Source organism: Shewanella sp. HL-SH2 (assembly GCF_051164935.1).
In the GTDB taxonomy this organism is placed as follows: domain Bacteria; phylum Pseudomonadota; class Gammaproteobacteria; order Enterobacterales; family Shewanellaceae; genus Shewanella; species Shewanella glacialimarina.
On record NZ_CP195035.1, the window covers coordinates 4,172,091 to 4,195,652 of the forward strand.

At 42.3% G+C, this 23,562-nt stretch carries 42 protein-coding genes; 17 read left to right on the forward strand and 25 right to left on the reverse strand.

Annotated features, from left to right (window positions below; genetic code table 11):
- Positions 1-18 precede the first annotated feature (18 nt).
- The 20 genes from ACRWP9_RS18260 to ACRWP9_RS18355 all read right to left on the reverse strand — a co-directional run bounded on the left by ACRWP9_RS18260 (position 19) and on the right by ACRWP9_RS18355 (position 10,971).
- A complete protein-coding gene (locus ACRWP9_RS18260) occupies positions 19-270 on the reverse strand; it encodes a hypothetical protein (RefSeq protein ID WP_434927168.1) in 252 nt (83 codons plus the stop codon).
- 124 nt (positions 271-394) lie between these two features.
- Positions 395-1,990 carry a sialate O-acetylesterase gene (locus ACRWP9_RS18265; protein WP_434927169.1) on the reverse strand — a complete coding sequence of 532 codons (1,596 nt, stop codon included), beginning with the start codon at positions 1,988-1,990 and terminating at the stop codon, positions 395-397.
- Positions 1,987-2,319 carry an HP1 family phage holin gene (locus ACRWP9_RS18270; protein WP_434927170.1) on the reverse strand — a complete coding sequence of 111 codons (333 nt, stop codon included), beginning with the start codon at positions 2,317-2,319 and terminating at the stop codon, positions 1,987-1,989. The genes ACRWP9_RS18265 and ACRWP9_RS18270 overlap by 4 nt, the downstream gene beginning before the upstream one ends.
- Entirely contained in the window at positions 2,303-2,536 is a 234-nt protein-coding gene (gene lysC / locus ACRWP9_RS18275; RefSeq protein ID WP_434929139.1) for an Rz1-like lysis system protein LysC, read from the reverse strand. Before lysC ends, ACRWP9_RS18270 begins: the two co-directional genes overlap by 17 nt.
- The gene (locus tag ACRWP9_RS18280) at positions 2,430-2,894 is read right to left on the reverse strand and encodes a hypothetical protein (RefSeq protein ID WP_434929156.1); all 465 of its coding nucleotides are present in this window, start codon (positions 2,892-2,894) and stop codon (positions 2,430-2,432) included. Before ACRWP9_RS18280 ends, lysC begins: the two co-directional genes overlap by 107 nt.
- The gene (locus ACRWP9_RS18285; protein ID WP_434927171.1) at positions 2,894-3,361 is read right to left on the reverse strand and encodes a lysozyme; all 468 of its coding nucleotides are present in this window, start codon (positions 3,359-3,361) and stop codon (positions 2,894-2,896) included. The genes ACRWP9_RS18280 and ACRWP9_RS18285 overlap by 1 nt, the downstream gene beginning before the upstream one ends.
- Before the next feature lie 168 nt (positions 3,362-3,529).
- Positions 3,530-3,871 (reverse strand): DUF4406 domain-containing protein, encoded by a 342-nt coding sequence (locus tag ACRWP9_RS18290; RefSeq protein WP_434927172.1) that lies wholly within the window; start codon positions 3,869-3,871, stop codon positions 3,530-3,532.
- A 661-nt stretch (positions 3,872-4,532) separates the two neighbouring features.
- On the reverse strand, positions 4,533-5,174 hold the full coding sequence (gene orn, locus ACRWP9_RS18295; protein WP_434927173.1) for an oligoribonuclease: 642 nt from the start codon (positions 5,172-5,174) through the stop codon (positions 4,533-4,535).
- Between the two features lie 61 nt (positions 5,175-5,235).
- Positions 5,236-5,751, reverse strand: coding sequence for a hypothetical protein (locus ACRWP9_RS18300; protein WP_434927174.1), 516 nt, complete (start codon positions 5,749-5,751; stop codon positions 5,236-5,238).
- 39 nt (positions 5,752-5,790) lie between these two features.
- Positions 5,791-6,033, reverse strand: coding sequence for a hypothetical protein (locus ACRWP9_RS18305; protein ID WP_434927175.1), 243 nt, complete (start codon positions 6,031-6,033; stop codon positions 5,791-5,793).
- Positions 6,034-6,035: 2 nt separating this feature from the next.
- A complete protein-coding gene (locus ACRWP9_RS18310; protein ID WP_434927176.1) occupies positions 6,036-6,404 on the reverse strand; it encodes a hypothetical protein in 369 nt (122 codons plus the stop codon).
- Entirely contained in the window at positions 6,404-6,649 is a 246-nt protein-coding gene (locus ACRWP9_RS18315; protein ID WP_434927177.1) for a helix-turn-helix domain-containing protein, read from the reverse strand. Before ACRWP9_RS18315 ends, ACRWP9_RS18310 begins: the two co-directional genes overlap by 1 nt.
- 27 nt (positions 6,650-6,676) lie before the next feature.
- On the reverse strand, positions 6,677-7,936 hold the full coding sequence (locus ACRWP9_RS18320; RefSeq protein ID WP_434927178.1) for a tyrosine-type recombinase/integrase: 1,260 nt from the start codon (positions 7,934-7,936) through the stop codon (positions 6,677-6,679).
- Between the two features lie 2 nt (positions 7,937-7,938).
- Complete coding sequence (locus tag ACRWP9_RS18325) at positions 7,939-8,169, reverse strand: hypothetical protein (protein WP_434927179.1); 231 nt, start codon at positions 8,167-8,169, stop codon at positions 7,939-7,941.
- Positions 8,162-8,824, reverse strand: a complete 663-nt coding sequence (locus ACRWP9_RS18330; protein ID WP_434927180.1) for a replication protein P — start codon at positions 8,822-8,824, stop codon at positions 8,162-8,164. Before ACRWP9_RS18330 ends, ACRWP9_RS18325 begins: the two co-directional genes overlap by 8 nt.
- Positions 8,821-9,552 carry a helix-turn-helix domain-containing protein gene (locus ACRWP9_RS18335; RefSeq protein ID WP_434927181.1) on the reverse strand — a complete coding sequence of 244 codons (732 nt, stop codon included), beginning with the start codon at positions 9,550-9,552 and terminating at the stop codon, positions 8,821-8,823. The genes ACRWP9_RS18330 and ACRWP9_RS18335 overlap by 4 nt, the downstream gene beginning before the upstream one ends.
- Positions 9,553-9,683: 131 nt before the next feature.
- Entirely contained in the window at positions 9,684-9,878 is a 195-nt protein-coding gene (locus ACRWP9_RS18340; protein WP_434927182.1) for a hypothetical protein, read from the reverse strand.
- A gap of 83 nt (positions 9,879-9,961) precedes the next feature.
- A complete protein-coding gene (locus tag ACRWP9_RS18345) occupies positions 9,962-10,162 on the reverse strand; it encodes a hypothetical protein (protein ID WP_226413260.1) in 201 nt (66 codons plus the stop codon).
- 2 nt (positions 10,163-10,164) lie between these two features.
- Complete coding sequence (locus ACRWP9_RS18350; protein WP_434927183.1) at positions 10,165-10,758, reverse strand: hypothetical protein; 594 nt, start codon at positions 10,756-10,758, stop codon at positions 10,165-10,167.
- Between the two features lie 27 nt (positions 10,759-10,785).
- Positions 10,786-10,971, reverse strand: coding sequence for a Cro/CI family transcriptional regulator (locus ACRWP9_RS18355; protein ID WP_434927184.1), 186 nt, complete (start codon positions 10,969-10,971; stop codon positions 10,786-10,788).
- Positions 10,972-11,083: 112 nt separating this feature from the next.
- Between ACRWP9_RS18355 and ACRWP9_RS18360 the strand changes: the two genes are divergently transcribed.
- Positions 11,084-11,779: an XRE family transcriptional regulator gene (locus tag ACRWP9_RS18360; protein WP_434927185.1), complete on the forward strand. Its 696-nt coding sequence runs from the start codon at positions 11,084-11,086 to the stop codon at positions 11,777-11,779.
- Positions 11,780-11,798: 19 nt separating this feature from the next.
- On the opposite strand, the gene ACRWP9_RS18365 is transcribed toward ACRWP9_RS18360, so the two are convergent.
- The gene (locus ACRWP9_RS18365) at positions 11,799-12,215 is read right to left on the reverse strand and encodes a hypothetical protein (RefSeq protein ID WP_434927186.1); all 417 of its coding nucleotides are present in this window, start codon (positions 12,213-12,215) and stop codon (positions 11,799-11,801) included.
- 152 nt (positions 12,216-12,367) lie between these two features.
- On the opposite strand from ACRWP9_RS18365, the gene ACRWP9_RS18370 reads away from it, so the two are divergent.
- The 15 genes from ACRWP9_RS18370 to ACRWP9_RS18440 are packed head-to-tail and all read left to right on the forward strand — an operon-like array spanning position 12,368 to position 18,717.
- Complete coding sequence (locus ACRWP9_RS18370; protein ID WP_432364991.1) at positions 12,368-12,691, forward strand: hypothetical protein; 324 nt, start codon at positions 12,368-12,370, stop codon at positions 12,689-12,691.
- Positions 12,688-12,843, forward strand: a complete 156-nt coding sequence (locus tag ACRWP9_RS18375) for a hypothetical protein (protein WP_432364989.1) — start codon at positions 12,688-12,690, stop codon at positions 12,841-12,843. The genes ACRWP9_RS18370 and ACRWP9_RS18375 overlap by 4 nt, the downstream gene beginning before the upstream one ends.
- Positions 12,840-13,100, forward strand: a complete 261-nt coding sequence (locus tag ACRWP9_RS18380; RefSeq protein ID WP_226413246.1) for a pyocin activator PrtN family protein — start codon at positions 12,840-12,842, stop codon at positions 13,098-13,100. Before ACRWP9_RS18375 ends, ACRWP9_RS18380 begins: the two co-directional genes overlap by 4 nt.
- Before the next feature lie 26 nt (positions 13,101-13,126).
- Positions 13,127-13,462: a hypothetical protein gene (locus tag ACRWP9_RS18385; RefSeq protein WP_434927187.1), complete on the forward strand. Its 336-nt coding sequence runs from the start codon at positions 13,127-13,129 to the stop codon at positions 13,460-13,462.
- 21 nt (positions 13,463-13,483) lie between these two features.
- Positions 13,484-14,173, forward strand: coding sequence for a hypothetical protein (locus tag ACRWP9_RS18390; RefSeq protein WP_434927188.1), 690 nt, complete (start codon positions 13,484-13,486; stop codon positions 14,171-14,173).
- A complete protein-coding gene (locus ACRWP9_RS18395) occupies positions 14,170-14,538 on the forward strand; it encodes a hypothetical protein (protein WP_434927189.1) in 369 nt (122 codons plus the stop codon). Before ACRWP9_RS18390 ends, ACRWP9_RS18395 begins: the two co-directional genes overlap by 4 nt.
- The gene (locus ACRWP9_RS18400; protein WP_434927190.1) at positions 14,535-14,885 is read left to right on the forward strand and encodes a hypothetical protein; all 351 of its coding nucleotides are present in this window, start codon (positions 14,535-14,537) and stop codon (positions 14,883-14,885) included. The genes ACRWP9_RS18395 and ACRWP9_RS18400 overlap by 4 nt, the downstream gene beginning before the upstream one ends.
- A gap of 12 nt (positions 14,886-14,897) precedes the next feature.
- Positions 14,898-15,050, forward strand: coding sequence for a hypothetical protein (locus tag ACRWP9_RS18405; protein WP_434927191.1), 153 nt, complete (start codon positions 14,898-14,900; stop codon positions 15,048-15,050).
- Positions 15,047-15,337 (forward strand): hypothetical protein, encoded by a 291-nt coding sequence (locus ACRWP9_RS18410; RefSeq protein ID WP_434927192.1) that lies wholly within the window; start codon positions 15,047-15,049, stop codon positions 15,335-15,337. The genes ACRWP9_RS18405 and ACRWP9_RS18410 overlap by 4 nt, the downstream gene beginning before the upstream one ends.
- The gene (locus ACRWP9_RS18415) at positions 15,337-15,612 is read left to right on the forward strand and encodes a PapB/FocB family fimbrial expression transcriptional regulator (RefSeq protein WP_434927193.1); all 276 of its coding nucleotides are present in this window, start codon (positions 15,337-15,339) and stop codon (positions 15,610-15,612) included. The genes ACRWP9_RS18410 and ACRWP9_RS18415 overlap by 1 nt, the downstream gene beginning before the upstream one ends.
- Positions 15,613-16,551 (forward strand): phage N-6-adenine-methyltransferase, encoded by a 939-nt coding sequence (locus ACRWP9_RS18420; RefSeq protein ID WP_434927194.1) that lies wholly within the window; start codon positions 15,613-15,615, stop codon positions 16,549-16,551.
- A complete protein-coding gene (locus ACRWP9_RS18425) occupies positions 16,548-16,790 on the forward strand; it encodes a hypothetical protein (protein WP_432364970.1) in 243 nt (80 codons plus the stop codon). Before ACRWP9_RS18420 ends, ACRWP9_RS18425 begins: the two co-directional genes overlap by 4 nt.
- Positions 16,787-18,217, forward strand: a complete 1,431-nt coding sequence (locus ACRWP9_RS18430; RefSeq protein ID WP_434927195.1) for a DNA cytosine methyltransferase — start codon at positions 16,787-16,789, stop codon at positions 18,215-18,217. The genes ACRWP9_RS18425 and ACRWP9_RS18430 overlap by 4 nt, the downstream gene beginning before the upstream one ends.
- A gap of 9 nt (positions 18,218-18,226) precedes the next feature.
- Positions 18,227-18,352 carry a hypothetical protein gene (locus ACRWP9_RS18435; protein ID WP_434927196.1) on the forward strand — a complete coding sequence of 42 codons (126 nt, stop codon included), beginning with the start codon at positions 18,227-18,229 and terminating at the stop codon, positions 18,350-18,352.
- Positions 18,352-18,717, forward strand: a complete 366-nt coding sequence (locus ACRWP9_RS18440; protein WP_434927197.1) for a hypothetical protein — start codon at positions 18,352-18,354, stop codon at positions 18,715-18,717. The genes ACRWP9_RS18435 and ACRWP9_RS18440 overlap by 1 nt, the downstream gene beginning before the upstream one ends.
- 38 nt (positions 18,718-18,755) lie before the next feature.
- Here ACRWP9_RS18440 and ACRWP9_RS18445 read toward each other — a convergent pair whose 3' ends face one another.
- Both ACRWP9_RS18445 and ACRWP9_RS18450 read right to left on the reverse strand, forming a co-directional pair.
- Entirely contained in the window at positions 18,756-19,178 is a 423-nt protein-coding gene (locus ACRWP9_RS18445) for a hypothetical protein (protein WP_434927198.1), read from the reverse strand.
- A 13-nt stretch (positions 19,179-19,191) separates the two neighbouring features.
- Positions 19,192-19,761 carry a Panacea domain-containing protein gene (locus ACRWP9_RS18450; RefSeq protein ID WP_434927199.1) on the reverse strand — a complete coding sequence of 190 codons (570 nt, stop codon included), beginning with the start codon at positions 19,759-19,761 and terminating at the stop codon, positions 19,192-19,194.
- Positions 19,762-20,390: 629 nt separating this feature from the next.
- Between ACRWP9_RS18450 and ACRWP9_RS18455 the strand changes: the two genes are divergently transcribed.
- Positions 20,391-20,858, forward strand: coding sequence for a chemotaxis protein CheX (locus ACRWP9_RS18455; protein ID WP_226413222.1), 468 nt, complete (start codon positions 20,391-20,393; stop codon positions 20,856-20,858).
- A gap of 113 nt (positions 20,859-20,971) precedes the next feature.
- Here the strand turns inward: ACRWP9_RS18455 and alr are convergent, their stop codons facing one another.
- Positions 20,972-22,063 (reverse strand): alanine racemase, encoded by a 1,092-nt coding sequence (gene alr, locus ACRWP9_RS18460; protein ID WP_434927200.1) that lies wholly within the window; start codon positions 22,061-22,063, stop codon positions 20,972-20,974.
- An 84-nt stretch (positions 22,064-22,147) separates the two neighbouring features.
- Positions 22,148-23,557: a replicative DNA helicase gene (gene dnaB / locus ACRWP9_RS18465; protein WP_434927201.1), complete on the reverse strand. Its 1,410-nt coding sequence runs from the start codon at positions 23,555-23,557 to the stop codon at positions 22,148-22,150.
- Positions 23,558-23,562 lie beyond the last annotated feature (5 nt).

Below are 23,562 nucleotides of genomic sequence, written 5' to 3' on the forward strand. Positions count from 1 at the left end.
GCCTATTGTTTTTTCGGGTTAGTAACCTTGAATAATTGCGGTGCTAGTGCCTGCGCTGGTTAGCGTAAACTTTTCAACGTTACCCAGTTCAATATTATGGCTACCGGCTTCAAGGTCTGCTTGAGTAAAGTCAGTACCGTTAATGGTGTAAGTGAGTGATATGTTAGCGCCACTGAAAATAAGCTGGTGCTGTTTGCACTGTTTCATAACACCTGGGCGCGTAACAGCCACGGCCAACGTAGTCACCGTTAAATTTTGGGTGTAAATCATGTGAATTCCTTGGGTGGGGTGCGGGTGTTATGGGGTGGTAGATTCTTCAACTGCAAACTGACTAGCAAACTGCATTGCTTCATCCCACGTTAATAGCATTGGAGCTATGGCATTAATGGGTAGTTTACAGCAAAACCTGTGACACCCTTTGGCCTATAATCCTCTGTGATTGAGCGTTATAATGCCACGTATCAAATAACACCAAGTCAGTAGCATCAACATAAGAACCATTAAGTATATTCTCAGAAAACGTCTTTAAGTCTGCATTTATTGTGGGAACAAACGCCATATTGGTCGATCCCTTTATAGACACTACCACCCATTTTGTCGCATCAGATATAAAGCCGCGACTAATCATGTTCAGTCTCATATCTGTTATATTTTGCAGGTAATTAACGTTACCGTCATCAGCATCATTCTCACCCTGGAGCCACACAACGGCATCTAGGCCACTAGAGAATGCAATCTTACCAGCAGAAATACTGGACATAGCAGCTTCATAAACAGCATTACCAGCATTCCAGTCGTTGTCGGAGAACCCTGTGCCACCCTTAGCGGCTGGTATTAGGTTTATGTTATCGCCTATGATTTCTTTGCACATTCTTAGCCACAAACCCATGCTTCCTGCTTGGTAATCTTGACTGTCTAACGGGTTTGTTGCAGCAACAATAGACTGGCTACCGAAACCGAACTGGCTAACTCTGCCGCTTATTCCTGTGTAATTATCATCAATATCTGCAACTAAAGCCGCTCTACCGACCATGTTTGATTGACCAAGAAGCGCAAACGTTAGAGGTGACGACATTGTTTTTGGCAAAGCATTAACCCAAGCACTTTCTGAGTAATTGCTTGCAACTAAGCTTCTTCCACCTAAAACGGATGACAATTGAGTGCCTCCTTGCGTTCGATTATTAGGTGTTACATCTGTATTTAAAACGCCTGTATTTCTATCTCCGCCAGTCCATAATCTAAATCTTTTTACGTAACCCTCGGAGGTGGGTGTAAACCTACTCTTACCTAGCATTGTTATTGAGTATTGAGCGCCCTGACTACCATCTAGCGTGTAGTTTGTCTCGCCTATTGATAGCGTTGTTAAGTTTCCAACCCGCTTCACTATAAATTCAACATCAGAGTTAAATGAATTAAAAGTCCCATTTGGTAAGCTAATCAAATCACCACTTGATGACCTCAACAATACAGCGCCTAATGGCGTTATCTTTAATGATGAGAAAAAGCCGCCACCATTACCGAAAATATACGTATCGCTTATGTTTGTTGTATTTACAATGATACTAATTTCAAAATTCTGAAATGCTGTAATTGTGATGGCCGAGCTTAAGCTGTAGAAAGATGACACACCGTTTAATTGATAAACATAACTTGTAACCCCCAGGACAGCAGCAACAGAAGTAATCGAAGTTCCTGCACTATCCGTAACATTAACCGTAATAGATGCATTCTTATCAGCAGCAGCGGCAGTAAACGACAACGCCGCGCTATTAGTCCCAACATTCACACCGTTCTTTTTCCACTGATACGAATAAGGCGCAACACCGCCTGTCACTTCACAGCTAAAAGTTGCTAGTGCGTACTCGTCAACCGTTTTGCTTTGGGGTTGTGATACGAAAGTGAGTGGCGTAACAACAGGAACCTGAACACCAAACACTGACGTTATAGCTGGCCGTATTGCTGGTCGAAATGCGGGTTTAAATGCGTTCATTTGGGTTCGGCCTCAATATCTTCAATCACATGGCTACAGCGTTCTTCTTCAATGTGTTGCAACTGCTTAAGTAATAACTGCTGATTTAGCCTGGCATTTTCTTCTAGTATTTTTGCTATCTTTTCATCACGTTCACTTTTGCGTGCAGCGCGTTCTTTTTTTCTGGCTTGATAAAACCAGTTAATCAATGCAGTAAAAATGGCACAGGCCACACCCACTAAAACGCCAATATCCATATTGTTCACATAGCTGCCAAGTGCAGTGAAAAGTGAGGCGATATAAGAAACAACCGACGTGGCCTTTGCACTAATGTCAGTCGTTATACTCATGTGATTGCCGCCATTGTTGTAGGCGCTGCATATTTGCATTACACATTGCTAGCGCATTAGTTTGAGTAAGTGAGTGTTTAAGTAAATCAATATTAGTGGTACCAACAAAATCAGGGGTGCTGCACAGCACTAACCAATCCGGCGGCGGTAACACATACACCGTTTTGGTTTGGGTCACCACTTTTACAATCGGTTGGCTTGAGCAGCTGCAAAGCATCAGCTGGCAGCAAAGCATTAGCCCAATCTTTTGTAGGTTCATCGGTTGAGTCCTTAATCAGATTGGCCTTAGCAATACGGCTTTCATGTGTTGCTTGTAAATCGATAACCTGTTTTCGATGCGTGGCATTGAGTTCGGTCATCACACGGTAATCACGTTCAAGCGTTTTGATACGTTCGGCTTGGTTGTCGTTACTGCTTATCAACGCTTCAACACTGACTTGCGATAACAGTAAGTCATAGCTTAACGTTTTATTAGTGGCTTTAAGTGAGTTCATACCCAAGGCACTAATGCCCAGTAAAGCCGATAAAAGCATTACAACAATGAACAGCACTGTGGTTTTAAAGTCGTTAAACATTACAAGTCCCTCAAACAATAACGCCGCTCATTTGAACGGCGTATGATTAAACCAGGTAACTTTTTCTTTTTGGCATAAACCCATCGAGACAACTCATTACATGCGCCAACGCGGTCACCCGCCAACAACTTTTTACGCAGCGTAGACGTCCTGAAAGCGTCTGCTCCTATGTTGTAAATAAAACTCAAATAGGCAATGTGCTCACCCTCACTTAATGGCGGGGTCAACTTTACAAGCTCACGATCAAAGGTTTTTAGGCTTGAAGACAGCATGTCTAAACACTGTTCGTTGGTGAACACCATGCCAAGCTTTATGTTATGGCCTGTTTGACCAAAGCAAGCTGTTTCAATACCAACAGGGTCAACATAGGAATGCAGCATTTCACCCTCACTGGTAGCAACTAACACACCGCCAGTAAGTAAAGCGCCAGATAATCCCAGCGCCATGAGTCGGGATTTAATATTCATCATCCCTCCTTAAAATATTCGTTAATAGCTATTGGTGCATTAACGGTGCGCGAACCCGAACTACGTCATGCCGTTATCACTTACATGAAAGCGCGGCCACTTTTCGCTGACTATGTTGCAAAGCGAACTGCTCAATCTGATTAAACGTGCGAGCATTCACGTTAACGACTAACCAAGTTGTTCAGCCGTTAAACCAATTAATGCTATTTCATGATCAATGCCCTCCTGGTAAACAATGTGTAAGCCAAGCTTTTGCGCTAATGCATGTTCAGCCTTTGCGCCGTGTGATTGCTCCCAGCCATCTAATAAGTAAATCATGTCAGCACACATCAACATGGCTAAACCAATCTGCATGTATTCAGGTTCAGTTAAACCCGCAGGCAAAGTGGCAGGGTTTAGCACAATATGCGTTAACGACTTTTGCACCTGTTCCGCCAAGTTAAAGGCGTGCCGATTACAATCAGGCAAACCAGACATTGGCCCTGCGATATAAACCTTTGTACGGATCATGTGTTCACCAAATAGCGAGCAAAAAAAATGGGCTTCAATAAAGAAGCCCAATGGCGGAGATCTAACGAGAGAGTTTGCAAAGCCTGTTACGTAGCTGTATCAAGCATATCTAAATATACCCCTTTTTTAGGGTCGCAAACAGGCCATATGTGGCCTTTAGGTTTTTATGTATTCGTGATATATGGCGCTAAATCTCTAGACAATTTAATAGAAAGTTATCGCTTAAGTGAGTTGCGTTTATAAAATAAGAATTTATAAAACACAGAAGTCACCATAAAAATAATCACGGTAACTAAAAATTATTCTTCGGATAAAATATAAAAGATCTAGACGATCAAAAGTTGTGGTTTAAGGTGATCAAAATACGTGCTGAAATTTAACAGTAAAAATATAAAGAAAATAAAAGTAAATTCATTAGCTTAGCAATACATATCGTTGCAGTTAAATTGATTAGTTTAAGCAGGGTTCATAAAACAACAACACAACCCCCTAAAAAAGTCATATGTAGTGAAGCATTGCGCCTCTCCGCCCCCGCAGTGCACCGAGCCAGAAGGACCCATTTATTTTTTAACCATAAATGATAATAGCTCGCATTTAGATAGGCTCAGGCCAACGTATTGATACATCACCACTTCACTCAAGGCATTAGACCTTTAATCAATTACTTAGCGAACAAACGACACGCATCACTGAACCGTTCGTAAGCTGTCTGACTATCACTACCCAGCACTTGCTTATACACTCGCAACTCTTCGATTGATTCACGTATATCAGCCAATGCCTCATGAGCGTAAAGCTTAGCCGATACAGCCTTTCGCTCTAACTCTGGATTGAACGCCCGAGCTGCTAAAGCTAATGCTGATACATCTAACTGACGATAGTGCATGTACTCGTGAAGTATTGGCATCTGGCACATGATGTATGAACGATCGAACATAATTGAGTTACCAGCAAACACCACACCCTGCTTAGTCTTGCCGTCATACTTAGACACGCCATGCCCTTTAAGCCATTTAATAACTATCTGTTCAGCATCTGCCAATGACAGCGTTGATGTTCGAACCTCATCAATCAACCCGCTTGCGGTGTGCGTATCCATTGCCCATTCATTGCATGTTGCGATCACCTCATCACTGTGATGAACAACCACACTTAACGGCAAACCTATTTGATTCAGGTCTTTATCTGTCAGGATAAATGCCAGCTCAAGGATTGGGTAATACTCCATACCCAACGCGCCATTATCTAAGCGACCATTAAGGCCACCCGTTTCGATATCACCAAATATAAAATAAGGACTCATATCTCACCTCAACGATTCAATTAAAAGCCGCAGGTCTGCGGCTATGCTTCAGGACCGAACGTTAACAAATAACGATACCGCCAACGTCGTCAACTACTACACCAGTAACCTGTTGATGCCCTTTAGCCCACTGACCATTCAACTCAACATACACTCGACCAAACTCTTCACAGTCTTGAATAGCCTGCCGCAATGACTCAACAGCTTTTTTCTTTAAATCGGCCGGTTCAACTTGGTAAGGTGCTACGCTATTGGCCATCACATTTAATATGGCATCACGCATTTTAATATTATGCTCACGACCATACTCTGGTACTGGTACCGACTTAATACACTCAACAAGAACATTAAGGTGATTAGTAATGATTGAGTGTTTATCTATACGCTCATGCACAATCTGCTCTTGCAGTTTTTTGATTATTGCTTGGTTATTGTCATAAGCACTAACAGCAACATCTATCGCTTGAAACTCACTAACTCCATCACAATTTAGTACTGATGCTTTATTTTGATCTATCTTCATCACTAGCTCGTTAGCTGGCAACTTAAAGAAATCCATCATTTTAACTTCACTCATATCTCACTCCACTATTTCAATTCTAACCAGTTCTTTAGCTCAGGCGTTCCACAAAGCAGGCACCGCTCGTGAACTGCAGCTACAACACTTTAAAAAACCGCATTCAGTTACAATCTCAATGTCGGTACTTCCGCAAGCGAAACACGGTTTGAATTCACTCATATCTTTTGCTTCAGACTGTTTAGATAGCTCTTCGGCTACTGCCTTTGAAAGCGTTGTTTTGCCATTATCTACGTGACCTATAGAGCCTATATTTACGCCAGTTTTTAATACAATACTCATACTCACTCCACTATTTCAATTTCTGCGCGTCTTAACCAATACACATAAGACTTCTGACTATCAAAACCCATCAATGCCCACTGCCCTTTGCAGATGTAGTGCGCTCTAATGGCCCGTATACATTGCGGTGTTAACCGCTCAATCATCTGGTCAAACTGTCTAACCTCACGCGGGGGCGTAACCTCACCAATACCAGCACTACCGTAAACAATCACCTCACCTAACTTATCGCACTGGCTTCGGCTTGCGAACCCTTGGCCTTGTTCTTGATGGGCCCAATAGTTACCCCAACGTTTCAAACCATGACGTAATGCCTTCATGTTTAACGTCACTTGTTGATGCTCCAGCTGCTGCACATTAACCTTCACCATTACTGTTCACCTTCAATCGTCGCCCTAATCTCATCAATCCCTAGTCGAAACACCTGGTCGCATATTGCCGAAACATCATCAAACGGCACTCTCACATCACCCAGTTCCCAACGTCGATAAGTCCGTTCACTTACCCCATAAATCTCGGCAACTTCGGTCTGGGTTAGGCCGCGTATTTCTCTGCCTGTCTTCAAAAAATCAAACCCGCGTAATGCCATTTCGCCCCCAAAAACCTCTAATTGCATATTCTCCTAATAATGATGCGGTGATCATCACAGCCACCCGCTTGCAGTCTTGATTTGACCGTTCTCACTTTCAATGGACGATCTAGGCAATATCTCGGGCGCAACAGAACAAAATCCACGATAAATTAAATACTGATGATATTGATCTAACGCTTGGCTCATGCCCTTATCCAGCGTTGATTTAACATACTTACGCAACAACACAGGCAAAGTATGATTCAGTAAACGCTCACCAATCATGGTATCAACACCCAAGTCAGCAACAATGGTCCTAAACAACCGACGTAAATCATGGCTAGTGAAATGCTTAAACCTAATCTGGGTATGCCAATCATGAGCAGAACGAATTGAAATAGCGCCAACACTGCCAGGGAACAAATATGCCCTTTTGCCCACATGCTTCAACTGCCACTTGCGATAGTGCTGAATTAACGCCTTAGCGGACTCGGTCATAGGCACACGATGCTCCTGATTATTCTTGGCATTACTCGCAGGTATCACCCAATAATCACCCGCAAAATGTTCCCATCGCGCTAATCGAGTTTCGTTAATGCGAGTGCCAAACATCATCATCAACACAAACAACATCTGAACAGGCATAACCACCTCACTTAAGCGAGTAAACAATTTAGCTAAATCAGACTCAAACAACCGAGTATCAACCACATCACCCACCTTAATTGAATATGTCACCCGATAACCGGCTAACGGATTAACGTTAATCAAACGAAGCTTAGACGCCGCAGCAAACACCGACTTAAGCTTATTCACCGCCTCACGAATGTATTTAGGCGAAAACCCTTCAACCAACATCGGCTTAACCAAAAAACCATCAACCGCAATAAAACTCACCTCAACCAACCGAACATCAGCCAACCTCGGCAACAACTGACACTTGATCATCGACTTAACATTGCTGCGCCAACTTTTGCTAAAAGTCGTGTTATTAGCAATATGCTCCTGGTACCACTCAAGCAAACACCCAATAGAATCAAACTGGCCAGTTACCATGCCGCCAATATTTCGCTTAGCCAACATCACAGGTAAATCAGCACACAATGTCTTAATGCACATACTTGGCCAAGTGCCCAGCTTCTGCCAAACCGTCCTACCATTTTCATTCAACACCAAATGAACACTCGCCCGCGTTCGGCCTGCAGCAGCACGTAAACGAATAGCCGGAAACTGAGGATCACGAAAATCACGACTCACACCATCACGTAACCAACGTTTTAACGCCGCATCGTTTAACTTACCCACCTCAACACCTTTCGCAGCCTTCACCATAACTAGGCAACCATCCTGTATTCCCAAGCAGCACACTTATCACGACGGCGCTTTTGCTTAACCGCACCAGGTAACTCGCGCCACCTTGCACTCAATGCCGTTTCGCTATCATGCACACCAAACTGGTCAAAACATTGTTGCTGAATCTCATACAGCGTTAAAAAACGGCCTTGACTCAACACACGACACAAACGCTCTTTTTGGGTTAACGGTTTCTTAATTGGGTTATTCATCGTTAGCACTCCTTAAGCCAAGTTGACGTCTAAACGTTGCAACAAAAGCCTTGCCTTCAGCGGGTTCAATGCGGCGGGTAGCACGAGTTGGCAACGCCTTTGGTAACTCAACATCAACCAACTCACCCTTAGCAAACTTACGGCATAAAATTTCATACTGGCGGGTGAACATAGTTAACACATCTTTTTCAAGCCCTGTCGCAAACAACCACGAGCCACATTCACGCACCGCCAACCTAACAACATCGTGGCTCCACTTGTGTTTCATCGGGCTGTGATAATGCTTTTTAGCCTCACGAAATGCCGAATCCACATCAGGCAAACCAAAGTCACAGGCCGTTGGCTGGCACCACAACGCAAACTGGCGTGGCGTTGGCCAAAACTGGCGGTCACCCTGCTCACGTCTAGCCCTGTTCAACCCCATTTGCACTTGTTCTTTGGTGCGAACCTCTTGCAATGCCAATGTTTTAAGCCATTCACTTTTGTGAGCGGCTTCATCCTCAACCTTTGGCGCGCCAACCGGAAACAACACCCGAAGTTTATTAAACACACTGTCAACAATCGCCATATCCATAGCCGATGGCTGCTTGTTCGCGCGGCCAGCGTTTGGCATTCCCACCTTAGTTGAATTAATCACTGACTGAATAGACTTCATATCAAAGGATCCTCATCGTCAAAAACAGCGTGTGACCAATCAGCCTTAACCGCCTGCCTAGCAACCAAGCCAGCGTTAACCAACCAATCAAACTCAAAACCAATCCAGCAGCGTGATACACACAACTCAAAAACGTCATCAACCGAACAACCCGCCTCAACCGCTTTCACCAAATGCGGTGCCAGGCGATTAATCGCAGTTTGGGTTAACTTGGCTTTTTTCTGCTGACGCACGGCTAACCAATCTTTAAAAACTTGTTTGCCTGGCAAAGCTGGCCATTTTGAAAAATCCAAAGCTGATTTTTTTGATGTGGTGACTAAATCTTTTAAAGATTCATTGACTGGTTCTAAAGTGACTGGTTCTGGGTGCAGGAGATTCACTAGGGGTAGTGCAGGAGATTCACTAGGTAGTGCAGGAGATTCACCACCTAGTGCGACAGATTCACTACCTAAACTTCTTTTTTCATCAAAATTAAGGTGAAAAACATTACTAGAATTGCCCTTAACACCCTTGCGATATTCACGACGCAAAAAGCCCGATGTTTCGAGTTCTTTAACATGGTCCATCACACTACGACGGCTCATTTCACACTGCTCAGCAATGTAACTATAACTAGGCCAACACTCGCCTTGGTCATTAGCATTATCAGCTAATTTCAATAACACCAACTTGCGCAGCGGATTACCCACCTTTGACTTCATGGCCTTAACCATTAATTCCATACTCATGGGCGCAATCCCCATAAAACCAACTCAGCTATTGCTAAATTGACGTAACTCAAATGCTTGCGTAACATGTAATAGCCTCTCTTCGTAGGTATTAACCCCGTGCTCAGGTCGCCAAACTTAAGCGGGGTTTCTTATTTTTGTACTAGCGCCAAATCCACGCGACAGCCAGCAGCAAACATCTTGGCAGCAATACCAGTGCTACTCATCGTCACACTTGTTCTAACAATCGCCGACATAGCATCAATCTGTTGCTGACGTTCTAAACGTTCAAAAGCTTCACGCTCTTCAGGTGTTTCAATCAAACTGTTATCACTTAACTGATTCATTATCCTTCGCCCCTTTAAACATCAAACAAAAACCACTGGCCAAAATCACCGCAAACAACAGCCAGCCAATTAAAAACCACATATCACCCTCGCTTACGCATTAATATTTTGCGTTGTTCACGTTCATAATCATCACGGCAATCAGCATCACAAAAACGCTCTGGTGATGGCTCATGGCAATAAAAGCAACTGCCCGTTAAAGGTGGCAAACTTACTTTAGGCTTAGCCAATTCAGCGGCTAAATGCAGTGCAGCCATATCATTAGCATCATCAACGTTATCCATAACTAACCAACCGACTTAAGTGATTTGTTCGACAAATAAGGGTAGCTACGCTCAAAAACATCCATAGCCGCCTGAGTAGTACCACGCGACTCACGTAATTCACGGTAAGCTTGCTCAACCTCATAGCGTGTAGGCTCCACACCCAAACGAATTACCGCTATTTGCGCCTCACAATTTTCCTTTGTTAACGTAGCAGCCAAATCATTAGTGCTAAGTGACAAACCATCACTCACGTGATCAACCACCACAGTGACCCCAACCATGTTATAAACATCGTTTAAATAACTAATGCGTAAATCAACCGGCATAGCCGCCAATAACGCCTGTTCAACAAAAAATAACCGCTCAGGTACCGCGTTTTGGTCAGCGTACTGCCCAAGCCAGCGGAAAATCTTTTGCGCATTCACCCGGGCATCGTTGTAAATATCATCCGAATGGGTAAACGTAATCCCCTCTTTAGCCAAAACCGTGGCCAGTTTTAAATCATCAACAGCCTGTGCAACAGCCGCTGCCAATACCGAACGGCTGACTTTTGGTAACTCAAGCCAAGCATTAATGGCTTTCATCAATAAATCTAAACGTGATTTCTGTTTCATGATTTTTCTCCCTGATTACGATTAAAATTAACTGGCTTGCTTGATCTGCGGGGTTTCAACTTTTAGTTTCCCGTTTGTGATCACTTGAATTTGATAAGCTCTAAGTAGTGGGACTGTCTCCCCCCACTTTGAAATTGCAGGCTGTGAAACATCAATAGCCTTAGCTAAACGGCCTTGGCCTCCAAAGTACGCAATAACATCAGATGTCTTCATAAGAACTCCAATAAATAACAAAGCCCATATTATAACTATAGTTAATTAATCGCAACAAATAAAATAACTTTAGTTAGTCGTCGTTTTATAACTTAAGTAATATAATTGTCTTATGAAAACACTTGCCCAAAACCTCCAAGAAAAACTAAAAGCTTCTGGCCTAACTCAGAAGGAATTAGCAGAACGCTCCCACATCTCTCAGGTGATGGTGCATAAACTTATTTCTGGCAAAGCAAAAGAGTCATCTAAATTAGTGGCTATAGCGAATGTGTTAGGAACAACTGCTGAAGAGTTAAGTACAGGAAAAATTAGGTCTAGAGTGGAAGCCAACGCCGAATGGGCCGGCCCGATGGAAACATGGGATAGCAATACCCCTTTGAGTGACGATGAAGTAGAGATACCGTTTTATATGGAAGTAGAGCTAGCCGCAGGACACGGTATTGCAGAAGCAATTGAGTTTCACGGACCTAAATTACGTTTTGCAAAGTCAACATTACGCAAATCAAGTGTCGATCCAACTCGGGCAGCATGTGTGCGAGTCAATGGTAACAGTATGGAGCCGGTATTACCCAATGGCTCAACGGTGGGTGTAGACACATCACAAACTAACGTGATCGACGGCAAAATGTACGCTATCAATCACGATGGCATGTTACGCATCAAAACATTATACAAGTTACCAGGTGGCGGCTTGCGCCTTCGCAGCTTCAATACAGACGAATGGCCAGACGAACGCTACGAAGGTGATGCTGCTATTAAGCAAATTAAAATTATCGGCAAAGTATTTTGGTATTCAGTGCTTCTATAAACTGGCAGGTTTATTAAATTTAATCTTGCCAGTTAACAACAACCCCATCTTTAATGTATGCAAACCGCATATAGCCCCCTTCACCGAAAACCCACTGTTCAGGTCCATAAGCAGAGCGGTTTATTCTTCTTGGATAACCCCAACTAAAATGCAAGGCTCTCACCGTCATCCCAACAGCAACTTTCTTATTCTCTATAAGGTTATTTTCCCAATCATTAAACTCGCCAGGGTCATAAGGTTCAGGCTCGTACTTTTGATACTTTTTTGAATTGTCATTTTGTATAATAACATCAACCGTTTCTTGGTTCGCCCCATTTGGACAGGGTATATCCTGCATCATAAGCTTCCCTTCTGTTTCGCACTTATAAATTTCAGCACTCACAGGTACAGATATAGCCAGAATAATCGAACTCAATATCAAATATTTACTCACCATAAACCCTCCTTAGTTCAATCCTTATTTATACCAGTATCAATCATTTGGATCATCTAAAAGAAAACAACAACAAAACAATTAACCAAAGTTATTGACCAGTTAATTAACTAAGGTTATATTTAAGCCGTACCCAATTAACCGAGGACGGCAAAATGATACTGACAAATACCCCAACAACAGACAAAGAACGCGCTGAACACTTCCACCTTGTCAGCATTCGTTTTGCCTGTTTACTCACCACCAAACAAGACCCAATGGAATGTGAACGTGTCATGGCACGAATAGCAAAGCTGGAACGGCAGCTAATGACATGCAACCCAAGCCAACTATTCATCAAGCAGTTTGAAAACCAAGCAGGCGAAATTGGTAGCGAATTGGCTATGCGTTACAACTACAACACCGGTCGCATCACGCTATGGCGCAACACGCCACTTCATCAAAGCGGCACAGTATTCCAGTTAAGGGCAAGTGTATGAGCGCAGCAATCGAATACTGCGACCGTGAAATAGCCAAGTGCAAAGACATGATCCGCACTTATCCACACGAAGCACCATGCCTTAAACGCCTAATCAAAGGCTGGAATCGCACTAAACAGCGCATCAACCAATATGCCAAGGACGCAAAATGAACACAGCATTTTTACTCATGGCCCAGTTCAACAAAGCGGTGATCCCCATCACAGACATCTGTGACGAGTATTTTGGGCTGTCAGCAGCAACCGCCAAAAACTACGCCAAAGCAGGCAAGTTGCCCGTACCCGCGTTTAAAACCGGAAGTAGCAACAAAGCCATTTGGATGGTCAACGTAACAGACCTGGCAGAACACTTAGACAACCTACGTGACCAAGCTAAAAAAGACCATATACACAGCCCGAAAGCGGCTTAACCATATTTTATAAGTTTGGGGGCCCTATGTTTTTTGTATTTGGAGTAAGTGAAACATTAGTTAAAAAAGCCGCTGACAAAAAATGCAGCAAGTTCACTGGTGCTTACCCAAACAGGCGAGAGCTAACTATTGATGAATATCAACAAAAGCTAGCGAAAACCCGTGATGAACTGTTTGCCAAAATGAAAGCACAAAAGCTAAGTCACAGCTTATCAACACCAAGTTTAGCCAGGCAATACGCAGAGCTAACCAAAGCACAAGAACAGTGTCGCGATATTGAAATTAGATACCGAAAACCAACAGGCACCATTAACCCAAAAACGAAGAAAGAAGTTTTGGAATGGTCAACTTACATAGGCTAACAATCGAAGAGAGCAGCGATTATGAATATTTTGTTTAACAACCAATATCTAGAAATGCTTTATGAATTTATGGGAAAAGCTGACATTCGTTATTTTTTAAATGGCTTTCATATTAAACCACACTCAGAACAAGGCGTGGTATTAACGGCAACAGATGGGCACCGCTTAGTCACTATTCATGATAAAGACGGCTTTAGTGATGGGGAATACATATTCCCAATTAGCAAAGGCTTATTGTCGGCATCAAAGAAAAAAGGCCGTGGCATTTTTTCATCAAAAAATATCATCATAATTAAAGGCAAAGCTTTAGTTAACGCTATTGAATACAGCGAATTCCCTTTAGATGAAAGTATCTTAGATGATGGTGAGTTTGTCAGTTACATCGAATTCATTAAGCCAATAGACGGCCAGTTCCCTGTGGCAAGCCGAATATTTAAAGGTTTGGGTGAACCAAAACCAACGAAAAATATCGGCCTTAACACTCATTATCTCACTGGCTTAAACAAGCTTACATCGATGCAAAAATATGGCGCTGTATCTGTTTATCTTTATAGCTCTAATGATGCAATTTTAGTAGTTGCAGGGCTAAGCCGTGAAGTAGTTGCGCTGATAATGCCAGCACGATTAGAAGAGGATTCACTTAGTGTACCTAAGTTTGTTTTAGAGTGCGGCCGTGACGCTGGGCAACTACCACAAGGGGTTGCAGCATGAACCAACTCACCCAAAAGCAAATAGCAGCGCGAGCCTACTACCAGGCGAACCGTGAGCGGATCCTCGAGCAAAAGCGCGGCACCTATCAGCCTAAACACAAAAATCCTGCCGTGTTGAAAGTCACTAACTCAAAACCTGCTGCGCAACAACCAACAGTGACCAAAGCAGACATTGAATGGGATGGCCAGTTAAAAAGTCGCAACGGCTTCAATGGCATCATCAACGACGACACTGAATACCGCGACCGCAAAGCAATCAATAAAGCCATTAGTGATCAAGCTAAAGCAAAAGCTGCAGCAAGACGCCGTTCTGAAGACATCAAACTAGCCCTAGAGTTAGGTATTAGCATCGAGGATTTAGCATGAGCCAACGTTACCGATATGCCGATTATGTTGATGAAGTCGGCGTTAAGTTACAGTTAGAAGTTTTTGATGAAGTAAAGCAAACCCCAAAAGGCGCTTGGGTTATTAGGTCGAAGTATTCAAAAAAACGCTTTGTATTGAACGGTGAAGGCAAGCGTCTTTGTCACCAAACTAAAAAAATGGCTTGGGATGCTTATCAGCAACGTAAGTTATCACAACGCAGACTAGCCGCTGATGCATTAGCAAAAGCCGAATACGCATTAGAACAAATAGCCATGATGGATTCACCACCAGAAGAAAGTAAAGTTTTAGGCAAACCAGAATACTGGTTTAACTACGCGTTCGATTAAGAGGGATTTTAAATGTCGATTCTAGTAAACAAAGTTAATGACAAACAATTCCCAATTGAGATTGTTCTAAATAATAAAAAGCAGATTTTTACACAAAAAGCAGCAATAGAGTTGTTAAGTAAATTGCAATCTGCTCTTGAAGATAAGAAAGGCGGTGCAGCATGAAAGTTAAATTAAGCAAAATAGACCGTTGGGTTATATCGCTTGTTGCAATGGACGTGAAAAAGTTGACTTGGTTATTTTTCGGTATATTCATTTCTGAGCAAATTTTAAGTTATTCACTTGAAGTAGCTATTGCAGGGAATGGCTTCTTTCACTGGTTTGATTTGATTTTTTCTTGGTTATTAATTGTTACTTACTTTCATTACTTATCAGTATTGGGTGACTTGTTATTAGGCATTCTTAGTGGTGATACACCTATTCATGTTTCTAAAATATTGGGTGATAAATAATGAAATACCTAATCCAAGGCGGAGAAAGTACCGAACGCCTGCAGCTGCTACTTCGATTCACCAAAATTAAATCACCCTCCATTATTTCGGCATTAACCGACCATTTTGTAGTAGGCCATCAAGATACTGTTGCAGCAATCAAAAACAAAGTGAAAGAAAGTAACTTATCACGGGCCATAAATACCCTTGAAAAAGTGGCACGCAATGCAGAAATGCTCAAAGAGCATGATTGGGTGAAATTTGGCTATAAATTTGAACCAAGCAAGGTGGCATAAATGAGTCAATATTCAGAAATACTGCAAGCCATGATATCAAAGCCGGTTCATTACCTAAAAGAAGTTGGCGATCAGTGGCAAACACCACCTGCACTATTTTGGGGTGTATTCGCAAAGTTCGGCCCATTTGTTTTAGACCTATTCACAGATGGCGAAAACAATAAATGCGCCAACTATTACACAGTGGAAGATAACGCATTAGTTCAAGACTGGGCAGAAGACTTAAAAGGTGGCAAAGCATTTGCAAACCCACCTTATTCACGTTCAAGTTACGAAGATGACCAAGCCATTACTGGTATGCGCAACATCATCGATAAAACACGCATTGAACGCGATAAAGGCGCCAAAGTAGTTTACTTAATAAAGTCTGCAACCAGTGAAGTATGGTGGCCAGAAGATGCCGATCATGTTTGCTTTATACGTGGACGTATCAGTTTTGACCTACCCGCTTGGTTCAGGCCAGCCAACAAAAAACAGGCTGCATCAAGCGCAGGTTTTGCCTGTGCCATAGCGATATTCGACAAAGAATGGCAAGGCGAGCGGATGGGTTATATCAATCGAGAAGACTTATTACGCGATGGCAAAGTGCTATTAGACATTATCAATGCAGCTGCATACCACACACCAACAGCATTACCCATTAAAGGAACAATTGAAACCCGCCCAGATGATTCAGAACAAGGTGAGCAAATCGACATCGAACACATGATTGCTCAGGATAAGCATAAAGAAGCAGCTAATAGTAAATGGCCAAGCGAAGTGCAGTATGTCGTTGAAGAAGCTTTTAAAGCCAACCCCAACAAGTTCAACGATTATCGACAATCTGTATTAAGTGAAATAGCTAACAAACTGTTACTTGAAAAGCAGCGGCCAAGCAAAGTTATCGCAGAATTGTGCACCATGCTTGAGCGAACTGAACCAATGAGGGCAACTGCATGAATAAGGTAACCAAAACGTTCAGCACCAAACAAGGGGTTGTCACTTTATCAACACCGTTCTTCACGCTAATGCACGAGCAGCAACAAGTTGAAGCAACTTATAAACCCAACAACTACAACGGCTGGGGCATGTGCAAAACATTCAACGCTATTGAAGTTAGCGACTTTACTCAAGCCGATGCAGAGCTGTTCGCCAGCACCGCCGATTCAAAACTTAGATTACAAGGGTACGCAGCATGAATGGATTAATCATTGATAACTTCGCTGGCGGTGGTGGTGCGAGTACTGGTATTGCTTGGGCAGTCGGTCGCAGTGTTGATATCGCTATAAACCATGATCCTGATGCTATTGCTATGCATAAAGCGAATCACCCAGACACATTACATTACTGTGAGTCAGTATTTGATATTGACCCAGTGCAAGCCACTGCAGGTAAGCCAGTTGATTTGGCATGGTTTAGCCCAGACTGTAAGCATTTTTCAAAAGCCAAAGGCAGTAAACCAGTAAACAAAGAAATTCGCGGGCTTGCATGGGTAACTATTCGCTGGGCAATGAAAGTGCGTCCAAAAGTAATCATGCTGGAAAACGTCGAAGAATTTAAAACGTGGGGGCCATTAATTGAATGCCCTAATACTGGTGACATGCGACCAAACCAAGAGCTGAAAGGCGAAACATTCGAAGCCTTTGTAAATATGTTAAGTACTGGCATTGATATAGCCCATCCAGCACTTAATGAGTGCGTTGATACACTTGGCCTTGTTGATACTGCTAAGTTAATAAAAGGGCTTGGTTATAAAGTTGAATGGCGTGAAATGCGGGCCTGTGATTATGGGGCACCAACAATACGTAAGCGTTTCTTTATGATTGCTCGCTGCGACAACCAGCCTATTGTATGGCCACACCCAACTCACGGTGCACCAAATAGTGAATTTGTAAAACTAGGTGAGTTAAAACCTTGGCGAACGGCGGCAGAATGTATCGATTGGTCGATACCCTGTAAATCAATATTTGGCCGCAAACGCCCACTAGCCGAAAACACAATGAAGCGAATAGCCAAAGGCATTCAAAAGTTTGTTATCGACTCAGCCAACCCATTTACTGCACCGGCACAAGCATCAATAACGCCATTCATAACGGAATGTGCTAACGCCAGTGCTCAACGCAACATGCCTGCTGATGAACCATTAAGAACCATTTGCGCCGAAGTTAAAGGTGGCCACTTTGCACTGGTGACTAGCCACATGGTCAAGATGCGTGGTACTAACATCGGTTTTGAAATGACTGAACCTGCTCATACCATCACAGCTGGCGGTTTACACCTTGGCGAAGTGAGAGCCTTCTTCATCAAATACTACGGTAACGAGCAAGACGGCGTTGCATGCAACGAACCATTGCACACCATTACCACCAATGACCGTTTTGGCCTAGTGATCATCAAAGGTGAACCGTATCAAATAGTCGATATTGGCTTGCGTATGCTTGAACCACATGAGCTATTTGCATGCCAAGGCTTTAATTCGGACTACGTCATTAGCGATTACAACGGAAAATCGACAAAGAAGCAGCAAGTCGCACGGGTTGGAAATAGCGTACCACCTCAATTATCAGAAGCGCTGGTAAGAGCAAACTTGCCAGAGCAATCCACACAAATTGCAAAAGCAGCATAAGGGGTTTACATGAAACAGTCAGAAGCAATCAAACAAGCATTACGCCAATGGTACGCCCTGCCTCGCGATCAGGTCGGTTCATGCCAGCAGTTTATGAAAGCGCTAGCAGAAAAACTGGCTAAGGAAGGTAAGTAATGAGCGCAGCAATGGCATTAATACTCAGCGACCTAATTGAAGACTACTACATAAATGAACACATGAGTGGTGATCAGGTTGCTGCAAAACTCGGTTTAAGCCAATACCAAGTAAAAAAATACCTACGTGAAAAAGGCATTGCGAGAAGCAGAGCTGAAGCAACTTCAAAAGCGGCTCACACATTAAGGCAGAAGGCATCCAACAGCGCATTGAGCGCATACGACATGCAAGAGCTACGCGAGTGTAGAGTATCAACCCTTGCATTATCGTTAATGCACAAGCCGATGCAGAGCTATTTGTCAGCACTGCCGATTCAAAACTACGCATACAGGGCAAGCAGCATGAAGAAGCTAGAGAGCGACTAAAAGAGGAGATAAATATTAAAACTTCTAAAATACTAAAATTATGCGGCTTTGGTTTTATCTTTTAGAAAAGGAACTTTAAAGGGGCTAGGATGCTCCAGACACACATCAAAAACAATATGCTCTGTCACCTGAGGATTTGAAAATTCATTCTGTTTTATATGTACAATCCCATCAGAAACTTTACCGCCATATTTAGGATCTTTACCATCTTTGTAGTAACGAAAACCAAAGTGATAGTGAAATAATTTTTCAGCCTTGGCTTGTTGGACAAATGCCTGCTGCATTTGAGTTTTTATGAACTCCATTTCCCAACTAGGCTTATATTTTCCTTCAAGCTCAGAAGGCGTAAGTCCATTCTTAATTGGCTGAACGAAATGCTTAAAAAGCTTTTTTTGAGCCTCTTCAGACAAAGATTGTAATTGTAATTTACATTCTTCTGTAAAATAGACGTTATGCTCCATGCATTGATACCTGCTATCCATTAATCCAATTAACGAAATCTTCTTCTGTATTGACATCGTGAGGCAACTCAAGGAGATTGCTTCTGATACCGGTTTTTTCAGACGAGTCCAAGATTTTTGCTAATTGAAAATCTTGTTCATTTGCTAATTCTAATGTAAAAAAATTAGTCATTTTAGCATCTGTAATATCCACATTCCCCGCATGAGCTGCATTATATGATGATATCCAAGGTGCTTCATTATGTGTTTTATTTCGTAAAGCCCAGGCGCCAAAAGCACCTAAACTATCAAGAATATAATCAATCATATTTTGGGTTTGTTCACTTAAACTTGTAAAAGAAACACCGGGAGTATGAGGAATTTGAAGACTACCAAAACCCTTATATTGATGATAAACCGATTCAACAACGGGACCATGCTGCCAAGCTTTGACATTCTCATCAAACATTCTTTCACCATAAGCTGCTAAAAAATAGCCTTGGCAATAGTACATCAATTTTTGAAGCTTCAATGGGGTTATGGATATAGACTTTTCTTGAGCACGATCTAAAATTGCTTTAGCAATTTCGCTACTAATAGCCATAACATCTCCCTTCTAACTTAGTAAATATCATCCTAAAATTGACGGCAAATTATACAGCAGCCAACTTAAAAGTAAAATTATTCCGACTAGCTTTATCACAAATATATCAAATTACTAATCTACACTACCAAGCAAAATCAATAATGTACATTACCCAAAAATATTAAAAGGAAAATAATATTTATTTTTTGAATAACTTTAATTTTTACGGGGAATTACAGGTATCCAAAACCATTAAAAAAATAATTGGGTGCCCAATAGGAACCCCAGAAAAATAAGCAGCATTAAAAATCAATAAGTTATAGAGTAATTCGTTCTATCCAGCATAGGAGCAATTGAAAAAGTGCGATCTATTTTTACATTAGCAGTCATAAAAACCAATATTTGTATCTGAAGCGGCCACCCTAGTTAATCTATAGTGATAACCACAGCATCATTAAAGAAGATATAACTAAGATAGAGACGGGCCTGCAATAAGCTGGCGATATGGGATAATTATATCATGTATATCTTAGGTTCAGATACCCAAATAATGAAGGGTGTTCTAGACTGTGAGTTAATGCTAGAGTAATTTATAGTCTAATTACCTTTCCCCTTAACTGCATTTACCTATAAGGATCAAATTTAATATGAACGTTGAATTTATTAACCCTTTTCTTGTCTCGTTAGTAAATGTGATATCGACAATGGCTACGATGGACCTTAAGCCAGGCAAACCACAATTGAAGAATCATGATCTTGCTAAAGGAGATGTCTCAGGTTTAATTGGTATGGTGGGGCCTAAAACTAAAGGGTCTCTGTCGATTACTTTCGAAGAGCCACTTATTCTAGAGATTATGAATAAGATGTTAGGTGAAAAGCCGAGCGGTATTAACGCAGATATTACTGATTTAGTGGGTGAAATTACCAATATGGTCACTGGCGGAGCTAAAAATTTACTCAGCAGTAAAGGTTATGATTTTGATATGGCGACCCCTGCGGTAGTATCAGGAAAGAATCACACTATTTCACATCAAGCCAAAGGCAAAAAAATTATGATGCCATTCTCTCATGAATACGGTATGGCTTTTATTGAAATATGCTTTGAAGAAGAATAAGACTCCTAGTGCAAGACTTGAACGCTAGATAGACTTAAGCGAGCATGCCATCACTTAAGGGCTCGCTCGCTAATCTGTAATCTGTAATCGAAAGTTGAAGCGGTCGATTTCCCTTAAGGCAACAATTCGACCACGACTCTTGGAGTCAATTTGGTCACAAGTTCATACGCTATTGTGCCGATATGTTCCGCAACCTCTTCCACCGCAAGCTCTTTTCCCCATAACTGCACGCTATCACCGACACTGTCAGTGGCATCTATGCCTAAATCGACTGTCAGCATGTCCATTGAGACTCGGCCCACTATCGGCACTCTGCGTCCATTAACCAATACCGGCGTTCCTTCAGGTGCATTACGGGGATAACCATCTCCGTATCCTATGGCGACAACACCTAGTAAAGTATCTTCTTTTGCTTGCCAAGTTGCCCCGTAACCGACACAGTCACCGGCTTTATGTTCTCGTACTGCAATTAAATTAGACACTAATTCCATTGCTGGAATGAGTTGATGATTAATGCCTTTATCACCCATTACTGGTGATACACCATAAAGCGCAATTCCGGGGCGTACCCAATCTGCTTGGCTTTGTGGCCAAAAAATAGTGGCGGCAGAGTTCGCTAAAGTTCGTTCACCATCAAGCCCAGCAATCAGGTCTTCAAATGCTTTCATTTGCTTTAATGTCAGTGGGTTGTCGGGTTCATCGGCACAGGCAAAGTGGGTCATTAAGTTAATCGGTTTAGCGACCGAATCGCAAGCGATTAAGCGCTGATAAATAGAAGAAAATTGCTCAAGACTGAATCCTAACCTGTGCATACCAGAATCAATTTTAAGCCACACTTTAACCGGTTTGGACAAACTCGTTTGTTCTAACATCAGCAGCTGTGATTCATGATGAACGGCGGTTTCAATATCATTTCCAACAATTAATGGCAGATCTGAGGCCCTAAAAAAGCCTTCAAGCAATAATAAGCGCCCTTGCACTCCGCCATTACGTAGTTCAAGTGCCTCTTCTAATCTTGCTAATCCAAATCCATCGGCTCCACCGTCATAATTGCTGACGCATTGGGCGACATTTAACAACCCATGGCCATAACCATTGGCTTTTACTACCGCCATAATTTGGCTATGGGGAGCTATCTCACGTAATCTGGCAAGATTATGTTTCAATGCGTGACGACTAATTTCAGCGCGGGGAAAAGGTTTCAAAAAATGGCCTTATAAAACAAATGATGGCCGCAAAGCTAAACCATCGTTAATTATGTTGTTAAATTAAACAGGTAATCGATGATATTAATCTTCTTCGAATTGCGGCCCTGAATAATTATCAAATCGTGAGAAATGCCCTTGGAAAGTTAACCTAACACGCCCAATTGGACCGTTACGTTGCTTACCAATAATAATTTCGGCTGTGCCCCTGTCTTCTGTATCGTCATTATAAACTTCATCACGATAGATAAACATAATAAGATCAGCATCCTGCTCAATTGCCCCTGATTCACGTAAGTCAGAGTTAATCGGGCGTTTATCAGCTCGTTGCTCCAAAGAACGGTTGAGCTGAGACAAGGCAACCACTGGAATTTCAAGCTCTTTAGCTAAGGCTTTTAATGAACGAGAGATTTCAGAAATCTCTAAGGTACGATTATCTTTGAGCGCTGGCACCTGCATTAGCTGCAAGTAATCGATCATGATCATCGATAAACCACCGTACTCACGTGCAATACGTCTTGCACGACTGCGCACATCTGTTGGGGTTAAGCCTGAACTATCATCAATATACATTTTGCCTTGCTCAAGCATAATACCCATAGTTGATGACACTCGAGCCCAATCTTCATCATCTAACTGACCTGTACGAATTTTGGTTTGGTCAACGCGGCCTAAAGAGGCCAGCATACGCATCATAATTTGTTCTGAGGGCATCTCTAGACTAAAAATAAGCACTGGCTTATCTTCGTTCATGGCGGCTTGCTCACACAAATTCATCGCAAACGTCGTTTTACCCATAGATGGACGCGCTGCAACAATGACCAGGTCTCCAGACTGAAAACCTGCGGTCATTTTGTCAAGATCAGCAAAACCACTAGAAACACCGGTTACACCATTATGGGGATTGTTATAAAGCTGCTCAATTTTATCGACGGTTTTTTCCAGAATGGATTTTATTCCTTCTGGGCCTTCACTTGAATTAGCCCGAGACTCTGCAATCTTAAATACTTTGCTTTCAGCCAAGTCTAATAAATCACTTGAATTTCTTCCTTCAGGATTATAACCCGCATCAGCTATTTCATGGGCAACACTAATCATGTCTCTCACCACTGCGCGTTCACGTACAATTTGCGCATAGGATAAGATGTTGCCAGCACTAGGGGTGTTTTTAGCAATTTCACCTAAATAAGAAAATCCGCCGGCATCATCTAATTGATCTTCAATTTCGAGTTGTTCAGATACCGTGATTAGATCTATCGGTTGAGCTCGCTCCATTAAACGTTGCATTGCATTGAAAATCATTCGGTGCGATCGAGAATAAAAGTCTTCCGCTACAACCGCTTCAGCTACGCGATCCCATGCTTCGGCATCGAGCATAAGTCCACCCAGCACAGACTGTTCTGCCTCTATTGAATGAGGAGGTAACTTTAAGGCATTTACTTCGACGTCTTTCTGCCTATTTCTTGCTCTAAATGCGGTTGATTGTTGCGACATTAACA

Bases quoted from the DNA above. Each gene is read 5' to 3' on its own strand.
- dnaB (WP_434927201.1), bottom strand. From the start codon at position 23,557: ATGTCGCAACAATCAACCGCATTTAGAGCAAGAAATAGGCAGAAAGAC.
- ACRWP9_RS18435 (WP_434927196.1), top strand. From the start codon at position 18,227: ATGAAACAGTCAGAAGCAATCAAACAAGCATTACGCCAATGGTACGCC.
- ACRWP9_RS18385 (WP_434927187.1), top strand. From the start codon at position 13,127: ATGTTTTTTGTATTTGGAGTAAGTGAAACATTAGTTAAAAAAGCCGCT.
- ACRWP9_RS18320 (WP_434927178.1), bottom strand. From the start codon at position 7,936: ATGGTGAAGGCTGCGAAAGGTGTTGAGGTGGGTAAGTTAAACGATGCG.
- ACRWP9_RS18290 (WP_434927172.1), bottom strand. From the start codon at position 3,871: ATGATCCGTACAAAGGTTTATATCGCAGGGCCAATGTCTGGTTTGCCT.
- ACRWP9_RS18380 (WP_226413246.1), top strand. From the start codon at position 12,840: ATGAACACAGCATTTTTACTCATGGCCCAGTTCAACAAAGCGGTGATC.
- ACRWP9_RS18375 (WP_432364989.1), top strand. From the start codon at position 12,688: ATGAGCGCAGCAATCGAATACTGCGACCGTGAAATAGCCAAGTGCAAA.
- ACRWP9_RS18455 (WP_226413222.1), top strand. From the start codon at position 20,391: ATGAACGTTGAATTTATTAACCCTTTTCTTGTCTCGTTAGTAAATGTG.
- ACRWP9_RS18335 (WP_434927181.1), bottom strand. From the start codon at position 9,552: ATGAGTATGGAATTAATGGTTAAGGCCATGAAGTCAAAGGTGGGTAAT.
- ACRWP9_RS18330 (WP_434927180.1), bottom strand. From the start codon at position 8,824: ATGAAGTCTATTCAGTCAGTGATTAATTCAACTAAGGTGGGAATGCCA.
- ACRWP9_RS18280 (WP_434929156.1), bottom strand. From the start codon at position 2,894: ATGTTTAACGACTTTAAAACCACAGTGCTGTTCATTGTTGTAATGCTT.
- ACRWP9_RS18300 (WP_434927174.1), bottom strand. From the start codon at position 5,751: ATGAGTGAAGTTAAAATGATGGATTTCTTTAAGTTGCCAGCTAACGAG.
- ACRWP9_RS18350 (WP_434927183.1), bottom strand. From the start codon at position 10,758: ATGAAACAGAAATCACGTTTAGATTTATTGATGAAAGCCATTAATGCT.
- ACRWP9_RS18415 (WP_434927193.1), top strand. From the start codon at position 15,337: ATGAAATACCTAATCCAAGGCGGAGAAAGTACCGAACGCCTGCAGCTG.
- ACRWP9_RS18305 (WP_434927175.1), bottom strand. From the start codon at position 6,033: ATGAGTATTGTATTAAAAACTGGCGTAAATATAGGCTCTATAGGTCAC.
- ACRWP9_RS18370 (WP_432364991.1), top strand. From the start codon at position 12,368: ATGATACTGACAAATACCCCAACAACAGACAAAGAACGCGCTGAACAC.
- ACRWP9_RS18265 (WP_434927169.1), bottom strand. From the start codon at position 1,990: ATGAACGCATTTAAACCCGCATTTCGACCAGCAATACGGCCAGCTATA.
- ACRWP9_RS18285 (WP_434927171.1), bottom strand. From the start codon at position 3,361: ATGAATATTAAATCCCGACTCATGGCGCTGGGATTATCTGGCGCTTTA.
- ACRWP9_RS18360 (WP_434927185.1), top strand. From the start codon at position 11,084: ATGAAAACACTTGCCCAAAACCTCCAAGAAAAACTAAAAGCTTCTGGC.
- ACRWP9_RS18425 (WP_432364970.1), top strand. From the start codon at position 16,548: ATGAATAAGGTAACCAAAACGTTCAGCACCAAACAAGGGGTTGTCACT.
- ACRWP9_RS18410 (WP_434927192.1), top strand. From the start codon at position 15,047: ATGAAAGTTAAATTAAGCAAAATAGACCGTTGGGTTATATCGCTTGTT.
- ACRWP9_RS18420 (WP_434927194.1), top strand. From the start codon at position 15,613: ATGAGTCAATATTCAGAAATACTGCAAGCCATGATATCAAAGCCGGTT.
- ACRWP9_RS18365 (WP_434927186.1), bottom strand. From the start codon at position 12,215: ATGGTGAGTAAATATTTGATATTGAGTTCGATTATTCTGGCTATATCT.
- ACRWP9_RS18325 (WP_434927179.1), bottom strand. From the start codon at position 8,169: ATGAATAACCCAATTAAGAAACCGTTAACCCAAAAAGAGCGTTTGTGT.
- orn (WP_434927173.1), bottom strand. From the start codon at position 5,174: ATGAGTCCTTATTTTATATTTGGTGATATCGAAACGGGTGGCCTTAAT.
- lysC (WP_434929139.1), bottom strand. From the start codon at position 2,536: ATGCTTTGCAGCTGCTCAAGCCAACCGATTGTAAAAGTGGTGACCCAA.
- ACRWP9_RS18445 (WP_434927198.1), bottom strand. From the start codon at position 19,178: ATGGAGCATAACGTCTATTTTACAGAAGAATGTAAATTACAATTACAA.
- ACRWP9_RS18405 (WP_434927191.1), top strand. From the start codon at position 14,898: ATGTCGATTCTAGTAAACAAAGTTAATGACAAACAATTCCCAATTGAG.
- ACRWP9_RS18340 (WP_434927182.1), bottom strand. From the start codon at position 9,878: ATGAATCAGTTAAGTGATAACAGTTTGATTGAAACACCTGAAGAGCGT.
- ACRWP9_RS18430 (WP_434927195.1), top strand. From the start codon at position 16,787: ATGAATGGATTAATCATTGATAACTTCGCTGGCGGTGGTGGTGCGAGT.
- ACRWP9_RS18395 (WP_434927189.1), top strand. From the start codon at position 14,170: ATGAACCAACTCACCCAAAAGCAAATAGCAGCGCGAGCCTACTACCAG.
- ACRWP9_RS18450 (WP_434927199.1), bottom strand. From the start codon at position 19,761: ATGGCTATTAGTAGCGAAATTGCTAAAGCAATTTTAGATCGTGCTCAA.
- ACRWP9_RS18390 (WP_434927188.1), top strand. From the start codon at position 13,484: ATGAATATTTTGTTTAACAACCAATATCTAGAAATGCTTTATGAATTT.
- ACRWP9_RS18270 (WP_434927170.1), bottom strand. From the start codon at position 2,319: ATGAGTATAACGACTGACATTAGTGCAAAGGCCACGTCGGTTGTTTCT.
- ACRWP9_RS18400 (WP_434927190.1), top strand. From the start codon at position 14,535: ATGAGCCAACGTTACCGATATGCCGATTATGTTGATGAAGTCGGCGTT.
- ACRWP9_RS18355 (WP_434927184.1), bottom strand. From the start codon at position 10,971: ATGAAGACATCTGATGTTATTGCGTACTTTGGAGGCCAAGGCCGTTTA.
- ACRWP9_RS18260 (WP_434927168.1), bottom strand. From the start codon at position 270: ATGATTTACACCCAAAATTTAACGGTGACTACGTTGGCCGTGGCTGTT.
- ACRWP9_RS18315 (WP_434927177.1), bottom strand. From the start codon at position 6,649: ATGCAATTAGAGGTTTTTGGGGGCGAAATGGCATTACGCGGGTTTGAT.
- ACRWP9_RS18310 (WP_434927176.1), bottom strand. From the start codon at position 6,404: ATGGTGAAGGTTAATGTGCAGCAGCTGGAGCATCAACAAGTGACGTTA.
- ACRWP9_RS18440 (WP_434927197.1), top strand. From the start codon at position 18,352: ATGAGCGCAGCAATGGCATTAATACTCAGCGACCTAATTGAAGACTAC.
- ACRWP9_RS18345 (WP_226413260.1), bottom strand. From the start codon at position 10,162: ATGGATAACGTTGATGATGCTAATGATATGGCTGCACTGCATTTAGCC.